Source organism: Micromonospora sp. WMMD735 (assembly GCF_049178995.1).
Lineage (GTDB): Bacteria > Actinomycetota > Actinomycetes > Mycobacteriales > Micromonosporaceae > Micromonospora > Micromonospora wenchangensis.
This window is the reverse complement of the sequence record NZ_JBMHMJ010000002.1, coordinates 2559107-2578487: the sequence shown is the minus strand read 5'-3', so window position 1 is coordinate 2578487 and position 19381 is coordinate 2559107. Positions and strand designations below refer to the sequence as shown.

The window sequence follows — 19381 nt, the reverse complement described above, 5'->3', positions numbered from 1 at the left end:
GGACCAGCACCCGGAGGGGACATGGACTTCGCGCTTTCCGACACCGAGCGGGCGATCCGCGACACCGCCCGCGACTTCATCACCAGAGAGGTCATGCCGCTGGAGCAGGAGCTGCTGCGGCGGGAACGGGCGCACCGGCCCGGACTGGAGCACAGCGAGCTGCGCGCGTTGCAGCTCAAGGCGCGCACGTTCGGGTTCTGGGGGCTGGCCACCCCGCAGGAGTACGGCGGCATGGACCTGCCGGCCGTCACCCAGTCCCTGATCTGGACCGAACTCGGCCGCTCGTTCGTGCCGTTCCGGTTCGGCGGCGAGGCGGACAACATCCTGTTCCACGCCAATGACGAGCAGAAGCGCGAGTATCTGGTCCCGACCATCGAGGGGGAGCGGCGCAGCTGTTTCGCGATCACCGAGCCCGGCGCCGGCTCCGACGCGGCCAACATCAAGCTCAGCGCCCGCCGCGACGGCGACGACTGGATCCTCAACGGCGAGAAGACCTTCATCACCGGCGGTCACGATGCCGACTTCGCCATCGTGATCGCGGTGACCGACCGGGAGAAGGGTGCCCGCCACGGCGGCGCCACCGCGTTCCTGGTGGACCGGTCGATGGGCTGGCGCTCGGAGTTCATCCAGACGATGGGCGAGGGTGGCCCCGCCTCGCTGGTCTTCGACGACGTCCGGGTGCCCGGGCGTAACATCCTCGGCGAGCCCGGGCAGGGCTTCAGCCTCGGCATGGAGTGGATCGGCAAGGGCCGCTACATCATCCCGTCGCACGCCGTCGGCATCGCCGAGCGGGCGTTGTCGATGGCCATCGACCACGCCAACACCCGGGAGACCTTCGGCGCGAAGATCGGCACCAACCAGGCCATCCAGTGGATGATCGCCGACTCGGAGACCGAGCTGGAGGCGGCCCGGTGGCTCATCCTGCGTGCCGCCTGGACCGTCGATGAGGGCATGGACCCGCGGCACGCCTCCTCGATGGCGAAGCTGTACGGCGCGGGCATGGTCAACCGGGTGGTCGACCGCGTCCTGCAGATCCACGGCGGCATGGGCTACACCCGCGAGCTGCCGATCGAGCGCTGGTACCGGCAGGTCCGGCTCTACCGGATCTTCGAGGGCACCGACGAGATGCAGCGACTGATCATCTCCCGCGACCTGCTGCGCGGCTACACGAAGCTGGGAGGGCACCTGGCATGAGGGTCTTCGCGTCCATCGAGGAGTTGGCCGAGGCGACCGGCGAGGCCCCGGGCCCCGGCCCCTGGTTCCGGATCGACCAGCAACGGGTCGACCGGTTCGCCGACGCCACCGACGACCGCCAGTGGATCGACCTCGACCCGCGACGGGCCGCGACCGGCCCGTTCGGCGGCACCATCGCGCCAGCCCACGATCTCATCGATCAACACAAGGCCGAGAGCCTGCCCGTCCAACGCAGGACCACTGAGTACTAGCCCGGGTGCGTGTGGGACGGGGAGCGTCCGCTCGGGCCGGTCGGCTCGCGCGTTCGACGGTGTTCAGGGACAACTGCAGACGGCGGGCACAACGGTAGGGTGCCGAACGTGGGGTGGCGGTGTTCTCCTTCGATCGCCACCCTATCGGGCCGCGTCCCACTGGCTGCCGGCGAGAACACCTGGTACCACGGTCGAGACGCGTGCCGCCCCAGCGGCGGTCAGAACCTGGTGGGGTCGCGAGTAGTTACAGCGGCGGCCAGGCGTTGACCAGCAGTTGGCGGAAGTGCGCCGGAAACCACTCCCCGAACGGGGGTGCCGCCGGCATCGCGCCGGTGGGCCACGTCGAACCGCGCGGCGGAAGGTAGTCCGGATCGCACAAGGGCTCGTACGGGCGGCCCGCACCCGGCCGGGCGCTGGCGCCGTCGGACTCGCCAGGCGGCTTGACCCAGACGTACGCGTCGATGCCCGACTCTGGCGCGGCGGTCGGCCGCTGGCCGAGACCGGTGCCCACCTGATTGCACCAGTTCCCGACCACCGTCCGCCGGTCGAGCCGGCTGCCGTCGACGTAACGGTTCACGTCCCACGAGGTCGCCGGGCCAGTGGGTCGGTTCGGGCCGCCCCAGCCGTTGCGGGAGGTGTCCACTACCACCCCCACCTGCGGGGAAAAGCCCGCTGCGATCAGTCGGTCGCGCATGTGCCGTGCATAGGGGATCTCGTCGACGAACGGGTTCCAGTCGACCCACTTCGACTGGTACACCGGCTGACCGGCGACCACGTCGTCCACCCGGAAGTGCTCCTCGCGCAGGACCGAGTAGTTGGCGGTGTTGGCGACGAAGCCGTGCACATCGGCCAGCGTGCTGCCGCCGTTCGTCGCGGCCTGCGCCAGCAGCGCCGTCAACGGGTCGGCGTTGTCCGCCCAGCCGGTCTCGCCATGGTGGCTGATGTCCAGGTACGAGTAGACGTTGGGTATGGTGCCGAGCCGGGCCAGGGCGTACCCGATCCCATCGAGATAGGTGCCGCGCGCCTTGACCTCGTCGCAGGCTGGGGTGGCGTTGTAGCGGGGGCTCACGTTGACCACGAGGTTGGGCAGCGAGTTCGGCTCGACGAAGGTGACGATCCGCAGATTGGCGTAGCGGGCGTCGGCGAGGATCTCGACGATCGGGTCGACGAACTCGGTCCGGTAGCGGGCGATGTCGCCGATCGACAGTTCGCCGGGCGGAGCCCATCGGCCGCAGTCGCGGGCCGGCAGGTCGTAGAGGGTCAGCTGGACGAGGTCGGCGCGCTGTGCCACGGCCGCGTCCAGGTGCTCGCGCAGACCCATCATCCCGTCCCTGCCCTCGATCCGGGCGATCCGGTCCAGCCAGACGGCGGTCGGTTGGCCGGCGACGGCGTCGCCACCGGGCTCGGCGGCGGCGCGCGCGGCCCACTCCGGGTCGACGTAGACCCGCGCTCCGACGTACGGGTTGTCCATCCTGGTAGGCGGATCGGCCGGGCTGGCCGGAGCGGCGCCGACGAGCGCCCCCAGGACGAGGATGGATCCGGCGGCAGCGAGAACCGCGCGGACCCGTGCGGGCACGCGTCCGGACGGTGACATGCTCATGCTGGCTGCTCCCTGAAGAACGCGGCCCGGCTCCGGATGGTGGCCTGGGGCGTGCGGCCCGGCTCCGTTGCTCCGGCCGCATCGTTGCATGGTCGGCGGCCGCCCAGTAAACATCTATATACTTCTATATTGAAGCACCATCCTGCCGGGGTGAGCAAGGCTCCCGTACCTGCTCCCCGGTCTCGGCTCGGAAGCCGGCCGCATCTGGTCGGCGATCGTGGCGTTCCGTCGTGAACACGTCCGGTCCGGCCGGCTGGCACCGCCGTCGAGGTTTCCCCTACCTTCGGCGAATCCTGCTCGACTCGCTGCCGGGCGGCACGGTTCGCTGGTGGCCGAGGCCGGCGCCGTGCGTGGTCTCGGCCACGGTCGCCACGAGGTCACCTTCGCCGACGGCTCGACCGTGGAGACGGAGATCCTGGTCGGCGCGGACGCCGCCTGGTCACGGATGCGGACCCTGGCGTGGGGCCGGCCACCAGCACGGTGACCGGCCTTCGTCATGCCCCGCGACCCGCCAACGGCAGGAATTCACTCGCGCGGGAGGCGCGGCAACCGGTGTGGCTGCCGATACACTACGGCGCCCCGAGCGAGACCGCGACGGCGTACACCGTCCGATATGGACGACCATCCGAGGGGGACGCCGCGTGCCGTGGGAGTTGGAGATCCACACGATCGACATCGGTGTGGGCGAGGCCAGCCTGATCATCGCCGAGGATCCGGCGGTACCCGGCTCGCGCAGGTCGATCCTGATCGACGGCGGGCTGTCGGCGGCCGCGGCTCTGACACACCAGTATGTCGTCGCCACCCTGCCGCCCGGGAGCGGTCCGGATGTCCTGCTGGTCACCCACTACGACAAGGACCATTCGCACGGGATCTCCAGCCTCCTGTTCGCCGACAACCTCTCCGTCCTGTGTGACGTCGTTGTAGGGGCGACGGTCGGGGCACTGGTCGGCGGTGGTGCGGCGCTCACGCAGCAGGAGGCCGCGGCCAAGGCGGCCTGCGCGACGGTCGGCATCCTGTACGGATCGTGGGGGGTCAACGTCAACTCGATCGACGCGACGGTGAACGCCCTCACCGCGGCGAACGTCAGCCTGTTGAACCCGGTTCAGGCCGCCGAGCGGGGAGTGGCCAGGGCGGAGGCGGTCGGGGGCGGCTGGGGCGGCCACGTCACGTTGATCACCAGCAAGGCTTGGCGCAGGGACGCCGGTCTGGCGGCCGGCGCGGCCGTGGCAGCCCTGCTCGCCATGGCGAATCCACCGACCGTCGCCCAGGTGCGTGCGGCGGTCGCGGCCGCCGTGTTCCCGGGACTGGTACGGACGGTCCCGGCCGACGGACGGTTCGACACGGGCGGAATCTACTGCAACACGCGGGTCGTCGACATCGGTGATGCGCGCACCGCGCCCGCCCCGTATGCGAAAGCGGTCGCGGGTGAGCTGATGAACGGCACGTCGGTGCACCTGCAGATACCCGGCGTGAACCGGCAGCGGACCGGCTTCGCTCCGACGCTGGGCGATGAGCTGTTCTGGAACGGCGTCGCACCCCCGGTGGCCCCCGCCCACGCCCCGTACGCAGTTCTCGTCTCGGGTCCGGTACCGCATTCCGGGGCGATCGCCAGCGTGTGGCAGGGGGTGGGTGTGGCGCCGCAGATCATCCACGCCGGGCAGCTCGACAACAGGATGAGCATCGGCCTGGTCGTGCAGTTCAACGACTTCCGCTATTTCACCGCCGGTGACCTGCCCTTCGAGAGCGAGGATCAGCTGGCGATGGCGCTGATGGTGGCGGGCCAGCCGCTGCCGGACGGTGCCGGCGGCGTGCTGCCGGCACTGGCGGCAGCGCCCTGGGTGACGGCCTTCAAGGCCAGCCACCACGGTGCGGACACGTCCACCAGCGACAACTTCCTGAACTTCCTGGGACCGAAGACCGCGATCATCTCCTGTGGCCGCGAGTACGGACACCCGTTCCAGGAGGTGATCGACCGGCTGGAAGATCCCAACGCCACGATCGAGTTCTACTTCCTGACGAACTGCCGCTATCCCAGGGTAGGCATCCGGGCATCGCCGGCAGCAGACAGAGGCCCGGCCCGGGTGCCGGGGCCTGCGTACGAACAGAACGTCCCACACAACTGGTCACGTATCTCGGGCGACAACAACGACAACAACGGTGCCCTCGGTCGGGACAGGGGCAATATCGTCCTGCGGATCAACCAGGCGGGCAGCACCGCGATGGTGGGGAACCGGACGTACACCACGACGTACTGGGAGCACTATCCGACGGCCATGGCCGTCGCGGGCCCGACCGTGGTGACGACCCAGTGGTGAGCACGCCGCGCCGGCTCGCGGACGCGCGGAGAAGGAGCGCGGCGTGAGCGACCTGGACGCGTTGTACCGGCACCTGGAGTCGATGGGGCGCACGGTCACCCTCGCCGCGGACGACTCCGCACTGCCCGTGCAGCTGGCCGAGTTCCTGCGCACGATGCCGAACGGCGTCCTGGAGCTGATCGCGGGCGACGACGGGATCAGCCTGTCCGGGCAGGTGCTCACCATCGCCGGCGGCACCTCGGCGTCCTGGCCGATCGAGGGTCTCGGCCCGGCGGGTGCCGGCCCGGTGCGCCTGACCCACGCCTCGGTCACCCTGACCGGCCCTGGCAGTACTGGCAGCACCGCCGGCCTTACGGTGAGCGGTGCGGCGTCCGGCGTCCTGGACCTCGACGGGCCGGTCGCGGTGACGCTGGTGTCGACCCGGGAGCGGTCCGCCGCCGGCACCGTAGCGGCCTGGCGGCTCGGCGTGCCCGCGACGACACGGCTACCGCTGCCCACGTTGCTGGCGCTCGGCGTCGGTGGGAGCGGCCGGGCCGCGGTCCTGCCGGTCCCGCCGCAGACGCTGGTCGGCACGGCCTCGGTCGAGCCCTCGCAGCTGCACCTGACCTTCTACCCGGACCGGGCACACCGGCCGCGACTGGTGTTCACCGCGAACCTGCCCGACGCCCGGTGGACGGTCATACCCTCGGTCCTGGCGTTCGACAACGTCACCGTTCGCGGTGACGTCGGCCCGGCCCAGTACCAGATCATGCTCAGCAGCCTCGTCACGATCGGGGACCTGCCGGTCGAGGTCGCCATCGGGGTGGCCCCGGGCAGGCGGTGGACCGCTTCGCTGCAGCCGTCCGGGACGAGGGCCTTCCCCGGCCTGGCCGCACTGGCCGGATGGCTCGGTGGTGCGCAGCGCGGCACGGCGGCGGCCGGTGAACTGGCCTCGCTGCGTGGCGACGGACCGGGGCTGGGCGTCGGCGGGCTGGACGCGGCGATCCGCAAGGTCACCATGACGTTCGACGCCGCGACCGGGCAGCTGCCGTCGGTGCAGGTCGTCAGCCTGCTGACCCTCGGTGCGCTGCGGTTGGACGTCGCGGCGAGCCTGCCGGGCCTGGAGATAAGGGGGCAGCTGTATGAGCAGACGCCGGTCGGGGTGGCCGACCTGCTCGATTCGCTCGGGCTGCCCTCGGCGGACCTGCCGCGGGCGTTGACCGTCAGCGAAGCCTTCTTCCTGGCCCGGCCCCGCGCCGGGCGGTACGCGGTCGACCTCACGCTGAGCGACGTGTGGCGGATCGGCCCCGTCGCGCTGCGCCGGGTCTCGGTCGGCGTCGCCTACCAGTCGCCGTCGGGCCTGTCCGGGTACGTCGAGGCGGTGCTGAGCTTCGGGCCGTCGATCAACGTGCTGCTGCAGGCCGCGTACGAGGGGGCGGTCGAAGGCTGGCGGTTCGCCGGGTCGACCGGCGCCGGGGACATCCTCCCGGTCGGCGACTTCCTCAGCTCCCTCGCCGCCGACTTCGGCATCACCGAGGTGCCCGACGTGCTGCGCCACCTCGCCCTCGTCGAGGTGGCGGCGAGTGTGACGACCGGCACCGGCGCCTTCACGTTCTCCTGCACCGGCGCCTTCACCGTGGCCGGCGCCCCGGCGCAGCTGCGCGTCGACGTCGCGCTCGACCCGGTGCCGGCGGACCAGCCGAGCGGCGCGGAACCGCCGGACCCGGCGACCACGGTCGGCACCGCGGGATTCACGGCCCGGTACAGCGCGACCCTGACGATCGGTCGGATGGCCTGCGCGGTGACGCTCAACCTGCGCGACGGCCGGAGCAGCACGAGCATCGACGCGCGCTGGACAGCCGACCCGCAGCAGCCCCCGTTGTCCCTCACCGACGTGGCTGCGGGCCTCGACCTGCCGGTGCCGGAACTTCCGCCCGGGCTCGACCTGACGCTGACCGCCGCGGACCTGACCTACGACCCGACCTCCCGGCAGCTGATGATCGGCGCCCGGTCGGCGGCCCACGGCGCAGCGGTCTTCGTGGCGCTGCCCGCCGCACCGGACGCCGACGGGTCGACGCGGTATCTGGCCGCGGTGTCCGTCGGGGACCCGATCGGGCTGTCCGACCTGCCGGTGATCGGCACCGCCCTCGGGGACGCCGAAAGCTGCGCGGTCGAGCAGCTCCAGGTGATCGTGTCCGACGCCCGGATTCTCCCGCAGACCGCGGTCGAGGCGAACGGGCTCATCCGGGAGGGCTGTCCGAGGTTCCCGGAGCAGGGCACAGCCGCGGCCCTCGCCTTCTCCGCCGTGCTGCGCTTCGGGGCGCAGCGCATCCCGATCGCCCTCGGCGCCGGCCAGGCCGCCGGACCCGGCACCCCCACGGATCCGGCGACCGCGCCGGTCGGTTCCACCGTCGGCCAGTCGTCCGGGCAGGGTGGCGTGGTCGCCGCCGCGCCGACCGACGCGGACGGCACCGTGTGGTTCACCGTGCAGAAGGCCTTCGGACCGGTCACCATCGCCCGGGTCGGCGCCCGGTACCGCGACGCGGCCCTCTGGTTCGTCCTGGACGGCTCGCTGGAGGCCGACGGCCTGTCCCTGGCCCTGCAGGGGGCCTCGATCGGGGTGCCGGTGGCCGGCTTCGTGCCGCGGTTCGACGTACGCGGCCTGGCACTGTCCTACGTGAACGCGCCGCTGGCGATCCTCGGCGGGTTCACCTCGGTCCCGCCGACGGACGGTGCCACGTTCCGGTACGACGGCGGCGCCGCCGTCTCGATGCCGTCCTGGGGCGCGCTGGCCTACGGCTCGTACACCGAGGTCGACGGCGAACCGTCGATGTTCCTGTTCCTGCGGGCCGCCGGAACGTTCGGGGGCCCGCCCGCGTTCTCGGTCACCGCGCTGGCGGCGGGCTTCGGCTACCACTCCACGATCCGGCTGCCCGCGGTCACCGAGGTGGCCGGCTTCCCGCTGGTCGCCGGGCTCGGCGCGCAGGATGCGGACGGCTCACCGGCGCAGGCGCTGGCCGCCCTCACCGGCGGGCCGCAGCCCTGGCTCAGCCCTGCGCCGGGGCAGACCTGGCTGGCCGTCGGGGTGCGCTTCCACACCTACCGGCAGTTCGACACGACCGCCCTGCTGGCCGTCGAGTTCGGCAACGCGCTGACGGTCCTGCTGCTCGGCGTGACCACGGCCCGCTTCCCGTCGACCGGCGCGGCCCGCCCGTACGCGCAGCTGCAACTCGAGCTCCGCAGTGTGCTGCGGCCCGGCGAGGGGATCGTCGCCCTGTCCGCGGCGCTGACCCGCAACTCGTACCTGCTCGACCCGGCCTGCGTCCTCACCGGCGGCTTCGCGTTCTACGCCTGGTTCGGTGAGCACCGCAACGCCGGCGACTTCGCGGTCACCGTCGGCGGCTACCACCCCGCGTTCGACGCGCCGAAGCACTACCCGGTCGTACCACGGGTCGGCTTCACCTGGTCGTTGGACGCGGCGGTACGCATCTCCGGCACCGCCTACTTCGCGCTGACCCCGTCGGCGATCATGGCCGGCGGGACGCTGGACGTGCGCTATCACGACGGCAGCCTGACCGCCTGGTTCACCGCCCAGGCCGATCTGCTGGTCGCGTGGACGCCGTTTCGGTTCCGGACCCGGATCGGGGTCAGCGTCGGGATCGAGTACACGGCGAACCTGCTGTTCACGGCGAAGACCCTGCACCTGGAGGCGGGCGCGGAGCTGGAGCTGTGGGGTCCGCCGACCGGCGGGACGGTCACCGTCCGGCTGTGGGTCGTCACCTTCACGGTGGCCTTCGGCGCGGCGGCTGACACCGCCGATCCGGCGGTGACCCGGCTGGACTGGGCCGGGTTCCAGGAACTGCTGCCGGCCGCCCCGGCGAGCACGACTTTCACTGTGGCGGCCGGACTGGCCGCGCCGCAGACCGGCTCGGCCGCCTCGACCGGCTCGGCCGCCTCGACCGGCTCGACCGGCTCGGCTGCTTCGACTGACCCAGCCGGGCCGGAGCCCTGGCCGGTGCGCGCCGACGGCTTCGCCGTGACGCTGCGCAACGCGGTGCCGGTCAGCCGGGTGCTGCTCGGCTCCACGACACAGACCGTGGCCGTGTCCGGGCCGCCGGTGGACGTCAGGCCCCTGGGCCGCACCGGCCTGACGGTGCGGCAGCGGGTGACGCTACGGCGCACGGCCGGCGGGCCGGCCGGCGAGATCGACCTGACCGCGAGCGGCTGGCACGCTGCCGGCGTCACCTCGGACGTTCCCACGGCGCTGTGGGGCGCCGGTGACGGTTCGACCCTCGACCCCGGCGACGCGCAGTTGGTCCCTGATCGGCTGACCGGCCTGACCCTCACCGCACCGCCTGCGGTCGCGGGGTGGACCGGCGGCTCGGTCGACGCGGCCGGGACCCTCGGCGTCGCACGGATCACGGCCGACAATGCGCTGCCGCTGACCGCCGCCGCCGAGCCGGTCGGCGCGGTGGCGACGCACTCGGGCGCGGTCGGCGCGATCGCGGCGCAGATCGCCGGCCCGGCCGCGAAGGCGGCGCGCGCCGCGCTGTTCGCCGCGCTCGGCATCCTCGACGCCGCGCCAGCGGCCGACGGCCCGGTCGACGCCTTCGCGGCGGACGCCGGGACGCTGTTCACCGACGAGCCGATGCTGACCGGGACCGCGCCCTGAACGGGCCGGCCCGGCGACCCAGTGTGAGAGAGGAACGTCGATGAGCGAGCCGCTGCCGCCGGGCTCCGTGCAGTTCTACGACGGGTACCGCCCGGGTCTGGACGCGGGGACCTACGAGCTGTCAGCCGTGCAGAGCGTCGACGGTGTGGACACCGCAGCGTACTTCGGGCCGCGCACCCAGACGTTCACCGTCGATGCCCCGCGCTTCGTGCTCGACGCCGGCGACGTCGGCGAGGTGTACCCACCGGCGAACAGCTCCGGCGACTTCGGCGCCACCCTGCCCTCGATCGTCCTCAACCGGCGCACCCTGCCCTGGGAACGGCACCTCGACGCCGACTCGGGCGACAGTGCCGAGCCCTGGCTGGCGCTGCTGGTGCTGCGCGCCGACGAGTTGCCGCCCGGCCCGGCGCTGCACACGGGGACCGTCGCGCAGTTCCTGGACGCCTCCGACCCCCACGAACGTCCACCGGCCATCGCCGCCGACACGCTGTCGGCGCAGGTCCTCGCGACGCAGATGACCAGCCTGAGCCTGCACCGGCGGCTGTTCACCGCCATCGCACCGGCCGCCGGTGAGGCGCGGCTGCTGGCACACGTACGGCGCACGGACACCGCGTCCCGCGCGGCTGGGCAGGCGGACCGGGACGGCTGGCACGCCGTCGTCGTCGCCAACCGCCGGCCCACCCCGCCGCCCGGCAGCGGCGGCACCGGTTCGGCCCACCTCGCCTGCCTGGTCTCGCTCGAAGGTCTCGCCGTCGACCTGCCGGGTGTGGGCGGCGCCCCGGCGGACGGTGGGGATGTCCGGCTGCGGCTGGCGGTGCTCGCGTCGTGGTCGTTCACGTCGAACCCGGCCGGCGGCGGTGACATCGGCCGGCTGCTGGCCGGTCTGGCCCCTGCCGCGTCCGCCGGGCCCGAGGCGCTCCTGCCGCGGATCCCGGTGCCGCCGTCCGCACCGCCGTCCGCGGCGCTGACCCGGCTTCGGCAGGGCTTCGCGGCGCTGGACTACCGGCTGCCCACCGGCGAGCAGACCTTCGCCTGGTACCGGGGGCCGTTCACCCCGTACCCGGCACAGCCGCTGCCCGGCCCGACCGACGGCACCCCGCACTACGCGACCGCCTCCGAGGTGACCATCTACTCGCAGTCCGACGGCGTCTTCGACGTCTCCTACGCGGTCGCGTTCGAGGCCGGCCGGCTCGCGGCGCTGGCCGACCGTGGCTTTGCCGTGGCGATGGTCAACGCCCGCCGTTCGGCGTTCCAGATCGTGACCAAGCTCCAGGCCCGGGCGGGCTCGCCGCTGTTCGCCAACCTCAGGCCGGTGTCGCCGGTGCCGCCTGCTCCCATGCCGCCACCCGGTCCGCAGGTGAGCGCCGCCGACCTGCTCGCCGTCCGCAGCCGCAACGCGTTCGGGGAACTGCTGGCCGGTGGCATGGGCGACCAGCTGACCTCGGCACTCACCGGTCCACCCGCACCACCGAGCCCACCCGCACCGCCGAGCCCACCGATGGCGGTGTCGCCGGGCACCGCCGCCGCAGCGGTCATCGCGGGCCTGCTGCCACCACCGTCGGCGCTGTACCTCGGCGGCGGTAACTTCGACGAGGGCGTCGATGTGGCATACCTGTCTCCGGCCGAGGCGGCCGAGCCGCCGGTCCCGCCGCGACCGTCCGACCCGGACCTGCCGACCGGCTTCGTCCCCGGCCGACCGGCTGGCCCGGCCGCCCCGGCTGGCCCGGCCGGGACGGGCTCGACCCGGTCGAGCAACTGCGATACCTGCTCTCCCGCACCGACGTCCGGGACCTGCTCGCCGACCACGCGCGCGGCCCGGCCGCCGACCCGGCCACCGGCTGGCTGGCCGAACTGGCACTGCTGCACCAGATCCCGTTCCGGCACCTGATCCCGGACGAGCGCATGCTGCCGGTCGAGTCGATGCGGTTCTTCTACCTCGACAGCGGCTGGATCGCGGCCCTGATCGACGGTGCGCTGAGCATCGGCGTCGAAGGCAGCCGCGACCTGGAGCTGCACCAGGCGATGAGCCGGCCGCTGGTCGAGGTCGTCGCGGCGAAGGTGGGTGCGGTACGCGCGGACCACCGCAACCGGCCGGACCTGGCGGTACCCACCGGCGGGGCCGAGGTCGCCGGGGCCGCTGCCGCCACGGCGGCCGGCCTGGCCACCCCGCCCACGCCCCCCACCCCGACCACACCGCAGGGGCCGCCCGGTTCCGGGGGCCTGCCGGACATTCCCGGCAGGCCGGACCGTCCCGACCCCGGCCCCGACGCCATCCCCCTGTCGCAGCAGCGCACGGGACTGCTGCTGCGCTCGGCCGTGGTCGCCGGCTGGCCCGGCCTGGCCGTCGAGGCCAGCGCCGGCGGCCGGCGGGTGCCGCTGCTGCGGCTGGACCGGCTCTCCGACACCGTGCTGCTGGCGCTGTTCGACAGCGTGCCGGACACGGTGACGCTGACCGAACCATGGCACGGCCTGCACTTCGGCTTCGACGGCGGCGATGGCAACGACGAAGGTGGCGGTGGCGGGCTGGTTCTGCGCCGGCCCGACGGCACCCAGCTCAACGCCCGGTTCCCGGCCGCCGGTCAGCCCGGCCTGCACGCCGCCTTCACCCGCCCGGGTGATCCGTCGGTCCTGCGGGTGCGGGACCTCGCTGACGCCCTGCAGGCCCGCCTGGGGGAACTGCTGCCCGGCACCGCGGTACCGATGGGTTCCGCTCTGTTCGCCACCGAACTCCTCGCGTCGGCGCATCAGCTCACCTTCCACCACACCGCCCCAGTGCCGAGAGAGACGTGAGCCCGGTGGACACCACCCTGCTGGTCCCGATCCAGCTTCAAGCCCTCCAGGTCAACCCGGGTGTGCGCGCTCAGGGCTTCCGGCGGTGGCGGATGGACTACACCCAGCTGCCCGGCTTCGGTTCGCCCGAACCCGACGCGTTCGCCGAGCCCCGGCTGGACTGGGCCGGTGACGCCGACAGCGACGGCGTGCACCTGCAGTGGGTCCTGCCCGCCGCGATGCGCACCGGGCACCACGACGCGGCGGGCGGCACGACGGCATATCCGCTGGTGCCGAACCGCTGGCTGGTCGTCCGCAGCGCGACGCGAACGGATCGGGCACCCGGCGACCGGGTCCGGAGCCGAGGGTGGGTCGTCGAGAGCGACCACCTCGGTTCGGACGGAGCCTCGCCGTACCTCGACCCGACGGCCCGGACGCCGACGCCGACCCGGATCGGCCGGGTGCTGCCCCTGGCGGGTTGGCGCGAGCCGGCCGAGCGTCCGGTGCCGTTCCTGACCGCGGTCGCACCCGGCAACATCACGTTCGCCGCCTATCAGCCGCACGCCGTCGGGGTGTTCTCGCTGCACGATCCGGCCGACGACGTCGAGGACGGGTCCACGCTGTCCTACGTGGTCGTCGGCTGGTACGCCGACCCCGCGTCGGACCTACTGGCCCCGGCACGCCAGCCCGCCGGCCTCGCCGCCCGGCTGGCCGAGCTGGGCTGGTCCGCCGGCCCGGACCCGGCCGGGCGCGTCGCCGGCACGACCGTCTGCCACGGCGCGATCCGCGCCCTGGCCTACTCGCGGACGTTCGCCGCGCCGCGCCCGGCCCCGACCGCGATGGCCGTCGGCAACACCTCCGTCGACGCCGTGTCCGCCCTCATCCGCGACCGGGCCGCCCGGCAGCCCGACGCCGGACTCGACCCGGACCTGCTCGAAGCCTTCCAGTACGACCTGCTGCACACCCTCGACGACCCGGACGGCCCGGCGCTGCTCGCCACCCGCATCCACGACGCCTGGTTCACGGCGCGCCCCGGCGGATCGGTGTGGCAGGTCGTCGCGGCGCAGCCCGACGGCGACGGGCCGTCGGCCGAGCCGGGCACCGCCGACCCGGACTGGCTCGCCGAGCTGAACCGGGCGCAGGCCCGCTACGATCTCGCCGCCCGCCGGCTGGCCGCGCTGCAACGCGAGCTGTACGAGCTGTGGTGGAAGCGCGGCCGGTACAACGCCCTGCACTACCGTCCCGAGGGCCTGACCGACGACCGGTTCGCCGCCGAGCTCGACCCTGGCCGGCCGGAGAGCCTGGCTGGCCGCGTCGCGGCGCTGCGCCGGGAGGTCCAACGGGCCCGGACGGACGTGCCGTGGGGCACCTCGCAGCAGGAGCTGGCGGCCGCGATGGACGCCTACACCGCGCGGCACCCACTGCCCCCGCGCACCGTGCTCAAGCGCGCCGACCTGCCGTCGTTCCGCAGCGCGGCCGACCCGGTGGTGGTGATCGCGGGCGTACGGGCGGGCACGTTCGACGAGAACCTCGGCACCGGCGCGGACGGGCTGCTGCCGTGCCGCTTCGCCGATCAGCTGGTCACGGCGCTGACCCTGCCGCTGGCCGGGCTGGTCGGACCGGACGGCCGGCTGCCGGACGGCTCGGTGCCCGGCCCGATCCCGCCGCCCGGAGTGCAGATCCCGGTGAACGCGAGCGACGTCGTGGGCGCGCCGGGGATCGTGCCCCTCACCGAGCAGCACGGCGGGGTCCCGGTGGCAGCGGCGTTCGTCGCCCTTCAGACGGAGGCGTACCTCCTCGACCCGGCCCACGCCGCCGAGGTCGCCGCCATCGCCGCCGAGCGGGTAGGGCTGCCCTGGGCGACGGCCGAGCTGACCACCGCCGCCGAGCAACTCATGGCGGCCGGCTCCGGCGTGACCGGGACACCGCCGGCGATCCTGCCGCAGCGCTGGTCGCAGCCCTGGGCACCGCTGTTCCTGGAATGGCAGACGACCTACTACCCACTGCCGCTGGACACCTTGTGGACCTTCGACGGGACCTCGTACGACGCGAGCTGGCGCACCACCTGGACGTACCCCGGACCCCAACCCGGGCAGACTCCCGGGCACCCGTTCAGCATCAGCGGCCGCAGTCTGCTGACACCGCAGCCTTCGGCCACCTTCAAGGCCCGCCTGGACACCTACCTGACCACGCTGCCGGAGCCCACGCGGACCGCGCTGTCGTCCTTCGCCGCCTCCGTCGACGCGTGGGACCTGCTGTCCCAGGCCCTGAGCGGCTTCAACGAGAAGTTGGCCCTGCGTGATCCGGCGAGCCTGCGCACCCCGGACGCCGCCGACGTGGACCCGGCGACCGGCCTGAGCATCGCCGAACTGATCGGCGGCGGCGGTGTCGCGATGCCGATGGTTGACGGGCCGGTGACCTACGGCCCGCCCGAGCCCGGCGGATTCCAGGCCCTACGCGCCGGCCAGTTCGCCTTCACGCAGGTCAGGGTGGTCGACCGGTTCGGGCAGAGCATCGACGTATACGACATCAATTCCGCCGGCACGCTCACCCCGACCATCGCGCAGGGGCTGGTGCCGCAGCAGCCGATCAACACCGGGGTGGCGACCTTCATCCAGCTGCCGCCGCGGCTGCTGGAGCCGGCGCGGCTCGACGTCGGCTTCGCACCGGGCGGACCCGGTCGACCGAGCCGACCGGGCGAGGACGCCCCGGACGCCGCCGACGTGGTGTGCGCCTGGATCGTGCCCAGCCCGCTCGACGAGGCCCTCGCGTGCTACGCCCCGGACGGCACCGCCCTGGGTGAGCTGACCGAGACGGCCGGCCTGACCGGGCCGCAGATCTCGTGGCTGCCCGCCCCCGGCTCGGCCTGCCCCACCCTCGACCTGCTCACCGGGAACTTCCCGGTGCTGGCCGGTTTCCTGCGCGGCCTGACCGTCGCCGGCCCGGCGGCCTTCGCCGACCTGCTGCGCACCGTCGACGCCACGCTGTGGACCATCGACCCGCCCGGCGGCGGCGACGAGACCTACCTGGCGGCCCTGGCCGGCCGCCCGCTCGCCCTGGTCTGTGCCACGCTGCACGGCAGGTCGGCCCGGCCGCCGCGCACCGACCCGCAGTGGCCACACACCTTCGACCCGGTCCCGTCGCCGGTGTCCGCCCACGCCTTCGGAGTGCGGGTCGGCGACGCGGCGCTGCGCGGCGACGGCCTGATCGGTTACCTTTCCGTCCCGGACGGCGGGCACTTCCAGGCGGCCTACCGGCCGGCCGGCCTGATCACCGACTACGTCCGGCCGATCGGCCCGGACTCGTTCCCGGCGGTCAGGTTCGATGACGCGTCACGCACCGACCTCATCGTGCTGATGGACCCCCGGCTGCCCGTCCACCTGGTCACCGACATCCTGCCGGTGACGACCCTGACCCTGCCGCAACGCATGGTCGCCGACGCGATGGTGGCAATGGCGCTGACCGTCCGCTTCGGCCCGCTCCTGACCGACCTGCAACCCTCGGCCGCGGGGCCCGCGATCGTGCTTCCCCGGCCGCCGCAGGTGGACGGCACCTGGTCCTGGTCCGAACGGGACGGTGTCGGCATCACCACCTTCGACATCGCCCCGGCCGACGGCGTCGCCCGCTTCCCCGGCACCCCACCGACGGTACGCAGCGGCTGGCTGCGGCTGCACGGCGGCGTGCGCCCGCCGCAGTAGCGACGGGCACAGCCGGCTCGGCTCCTGCTGGAACCGAGCGGGGAGGACTGAGCCTGCGGACGATCGGTGACGGCCGGCCTGAGGGCGTTGGACCTTGCTGCCCAGCGCCCTCACCTGCCGAGATTTCCCCCGACCGTCTCACGGAGGGTCGGGGACGGGCTGGCACAGGTCAGGAGCCACCTGGCCACTGACCTGCACATCCGTCACGGTGTGCCATCGTCGGGCAGGTACCGGTTGGGCGGCTGGATCTCTGGGGGTCCTCGGCCTGGCGACGCTCCCGGCCCACGTCACCGTCGACATCGGGACCGGGTCGGTCGCCGCCGCGGCTGCGATGGCTGCGGCCGGTGCCGTCGGCGTGACCATGGAGGACGCGATGGGTCCGGCCGCGGCGCACGCGGCACCGGTCCGGTCGGTGAAGCGGGAAGTGCCGGATCTGTTCGTCAACGCCCGCACCACCGCGCCGACCGTCCCCGCAGGTCGGCACGCGTCGGGCACCGGCGGCTGGGCCGACCGGGTGAGAGGCGTCGGTGCGGGGGCCGGCCGCTCGGTGCCGCCCCGCCGGTGTCGCGGCCGTGGACCTCGGCCGCCGGTACGTCAGACGGCGTTGGTGCGGCCGTGGAGCACGCCGTCGATGATGCCGGCGAGGCCTTGCCGCAGATATTCGCGGGACACCAGCCCGCTCCACTCCATGGCGAGCGAGGCCAGGTGGGGGTAATCGTCGGCGGGCAGGGTGGTGAGTAGCTGATGGCGGCGCGACGACTGGTCCTGCCGGCGAGCCCCCACGTTGACCATCAGTTCGCCAGCCACGAAGTTCCAGAGAAGCTGGTAGAGCTCGACCGCCTCCTGCCGGCCGAGACCGCACCGGCTGGCCGCCTCCAGCAGGTGCTCGACCATCGGCAGCGTGACGACGGCGACAAGGTCGTGCGATCCGAGGATCTCGTCGAGCCACGGGCAGCCGTCGAGCAGGTGGTGCAGGTGCAGTGCTGCGGCGAGGAGGTAGTCGCGGGGCTCGGCAGGGAAGTCGGGCAGTGGTGTGCTCTCGGTCTTGGTGGCCAGCAGCATCAGTAGCAGCGCGTCCCGGTCGCGGACGTAGTGGTACAGGGCCATGGGGGTGGTCTTGAGTTCACGCGACAAGCGGCGCATCGAGAGGTGTTGCACGCCCTCCTCGTCGACGATGGCCTGCGCCTTTTCCAAGATCATTTCCTGGGATATGCGGGCAGGTCGACCCATCTTGGCGCGACGGATGGGGGAGGTGGGCTGCAAGGCGGCTCCTTGGCGTCAGGGGGGTGGCGGTGGTTCCACCCCGCGGCGTATAGTTATCGTACGCGTATAACTTGTCTGTAAGAAAACACCGAGGGAGTGCGTATGGCTCAGACGGAGCCGAGAAGGGGTGGCGCGCTGGCTGCGGTTGCCCTGGCGCAGTTCATGGTCACCCTGGACATGACAATCGTTAATGTCGCGCTGCCTTCGCTCGATGCTGATCTCGGCTTCGGAGAGACTCAGCTGCCCTGGGTCGTCAACATCTACGCCCTGCTGTTCGGCGGCTTCCTCATGCTCGGCGGCCGCGCGGCCGACCTGTTCGGCCAGCGCCGCCTGCTGCTGAGCGGCACGGTGCTCTTCGCGTTCGCCTCGCTGATGGGTGGCCTGGCGCAGGCGCCGTGGCAGCTGATCATGGCCCGGGCCCTGCAGGGCGCGGGCGCCGCCATGATGGCGCCGGCCGCCCTCGCCGTGCTCACGCTGACCCAGCGTGAGGGCCGGGAACGCATCCGTGCCCTGGGCGTCTACGCTGCGGTCTCGGCTGTGGGCGGTGCGGCCGGGGTGCTCAGTGGCGGCCTGCTCACCGAGTACGCGGGTTGGCGGTGGGTGATGCTGGTCAACGTGCCGATGGCCGCCTGCGTCCTCCTGCTCGCCCTGGCGAGCGTGCCGGGTGGGTTGCTCAGCGCTCCGCTCGGTCGGAAGCTGGACATCGGTGGCGCGGTGCTGGTCACCGCTGGTGTGAGCACCCTGGTGCTCGGGCTCGTCCGCACCGAACAGCATGGCTGGGCTTCGACCACGACCCTGCTCACCCTCGGTGCGGCCGTGCTGCTGCTCGTGCTTTTCGTGCTGTGGGAGAACCGGGGTGTCAAGGGCGACCCGCTCGTGCGGCTCGGCCTGCTCGCCAAGCGCAATGTCGCCGGTGCCAACCTCTTCATCCTGCTGCTCTGCGCGGGTCAGTTCGCGGCCTTCTACTTCATCTCGCTCTATCTGCAGGAGGTGCTGCGCTTCGACGCGGCGCGCGCCGGTGCCGCCTTCCTACCGCTGACGCTCACCGTGGTGGTGGCGATCAACATCTCGACCCGGTTGCTTCCCCGGACCGGTCCCAGGGCGCTGCTGGTGGCTGGTGGCCTGCTCGCCGCGGTTGGCTTCGCCTGGTTCGGGGCGCTCGACGTCGACGGCAGCTTCGTGGCCGACCTGCTGGGCCCCTCGATCCTCACCGGCCTGGGCATGGGCATCTCGTTCGTGCCGCTGACCGGAGCCGCAGTCGGTGGTCTGCCCCGGCACGAGGCCGGCATGGCCTCGGCCGTACTCAACAGCTCCCGTCAGATCGGCGGTGCCCTCGGCCTGGCCGCCCTGGTCACCGCGCAGGCCACGTACACGGCCCACCGCCGTGCCGCCGGTGACCCGCCGCTGGACGCGCTGACCGATGGATTCGGCGTCGGCCTCACACTGTCGGGCGCGCTGCTGTTCGTCGCCGCCCTCGTGGCACTGTTCGTTCTCCCTGGAAAGCGGGCCGCCGGCCTTCCGGCCGGTGGGCCGACGGTCCGGCGCGGCGCCGCGTCGTCTTCCCCCGAGACGACGACTGCGCCCGCCGGGCCGCTCTCGGACCGTGCTGCCTCACCCCTCAGCGAATCGAGGTGACGACT

Annotated in this window: 11 protein-coding genes; 9 read left to right on the top strand and 2 right to left on the bottom strand. The window is 72.9% G+C overall.

What is annotated here, in order from left to right; translation table 11 throughout:
* Positions 1-21 precede the first annotated feature (21 nt).
* On the top strand, positions 22-1194 hold the full coding sequence (locus ACN268_RS10875; protein ID WP_363656060.1) for an acyl-CoA dehydrogenase family protein: 1173 nt from the start codon (positions 22-24) through the stop codon (positions 1192-1194).
* A complete protein-coding gene (locus tag ACN268_RS10870) occupies positions 1191-1445 on the top strand; it encodes a hypothetical protein (RefSeq protein ID WP_421483052.1) in 255 nt (84 codons plus the stop codon). Before ACN268_RS10875 ends, ACN268_RS10870 begins: the two co-directional genes overlap by 4 nt.
* A 244-nt stretch (positions 1446-1689) precedes the next feature.
* On the opposite strand, the gene ACN268_RS10865 is transcribed toward ACN268_RS10870, so the two are convergent.
* A complete protein-coding gene (locus ACN268_RS10865; RefSeq protein ID WP_421483051.1) occupies positions 1690-3045 on the bottom strand; it encodes a glycoside hydrolase family 6 protein in 1356 nt (451 codons plus the stop codon).
* A 328-nt stretch (positions 3046-3373) separates the two neighbouring features.
* Between ACN268_RS10865 and ACN268_RS10860 the strand changes: the two genes are divergently transcribed.
* The 6 genes from ACN268_RS10860 (at position 3374) to ACN268_RS10835 (ending at position 16478) form a co-directional block, all read left to right on the top strand.
* Entirely contained in the window at positions 3374-3529 is a 156-nt protein-coding gene (locus tag ACN268_RS10860; RefSeq protein ID WP_421483050.1) for a hypothetical protein, read from the top strand.
* Positions 3530-3686: 157 nt separating this feature from the next.
* Positions 3687-5360, top strand: coding sequence for a hypothetical protein (locus ACN268_RS10855; protein ID WP_421483049.1), 1674 nt, complete (start codon positions 3687-3689; stop codon positions 5358-5360).
* A gap of 43 nt (positions 5361-5403) precedes the next feature.
* The gene (locus ACN268_RS10850) at positions 5404-10011 is read left to right on the top strand and encodes a DUF6603 domain-containing protein (RefSeq protein ID WP_421483047.1); all 4608 of its coding nucleotides are present in this window, start codon (positions 5404-5406) and stop codon (positions 10009-10011) included.
* A gap of 40 nt (positions 10012-10051) precedes the next feature.
* A complete protein-coding gene (locus tag ACN268_RS10845) occupies positions 10052-11899 on the top strand; it encodes a hypothetical protein (RefSeq protein WP_421483046.1) in 1848 nt (615 codons plus the stop codon).
* 14 nt (positions 11900-11913) lie between these two features.
* Complete coding sequence (locus tag ACN268_RS10840) at positions 11914-12801, top strand: hypothetical protein (protein ID WP_421483045.1); 888 nt, start codon at positions 11914-11916, stop codon at positions 12799-12801.
* 5 nt (positions 12802-12806) lie between these two features.
* On the top strand, positions 12807-16478 hold the full coding sequence (locus ACN268_RS10835) for a hypothetical protein (protein ID WP_421483044.1): 3672 nt from the start codon (positions 12807-12809) through the stop codon (positions 16476-16478).
* Between the two features lie 594 nt (positions 16479-17072).
* Here ACN268_RS10835 and ACN268_RS10830 read toward each other — a convergent pair.
* Complete coding sequence (locus tag ACN268_RS10830) at positions 17073-17741, bottom strand: TetR/AcrR family transcriptional regulator (RefSeq protein WP_363656068.1); 669 nt, start codon at positions 17739-17741, stop codon at positions 17073-17075.
* A 102-nt stretch (positions 17742-17843) separates the two neighbouring features.
* Here ACN268_RS10830 and ACN268_RS10825 point away from each other — a divergent pair, with 102 nt between their 5' ends.
* A complete protein-coding gene (locus ACN268_RS10825) occupies positions 17844-19376 on the top strand; it encodes an MFS transporter (protein ID WP_421483043.1) in 1533 nt (510 codons plus the stop codon).
* Positions 19377-19381: the final 5 nt, after the last annotated feature.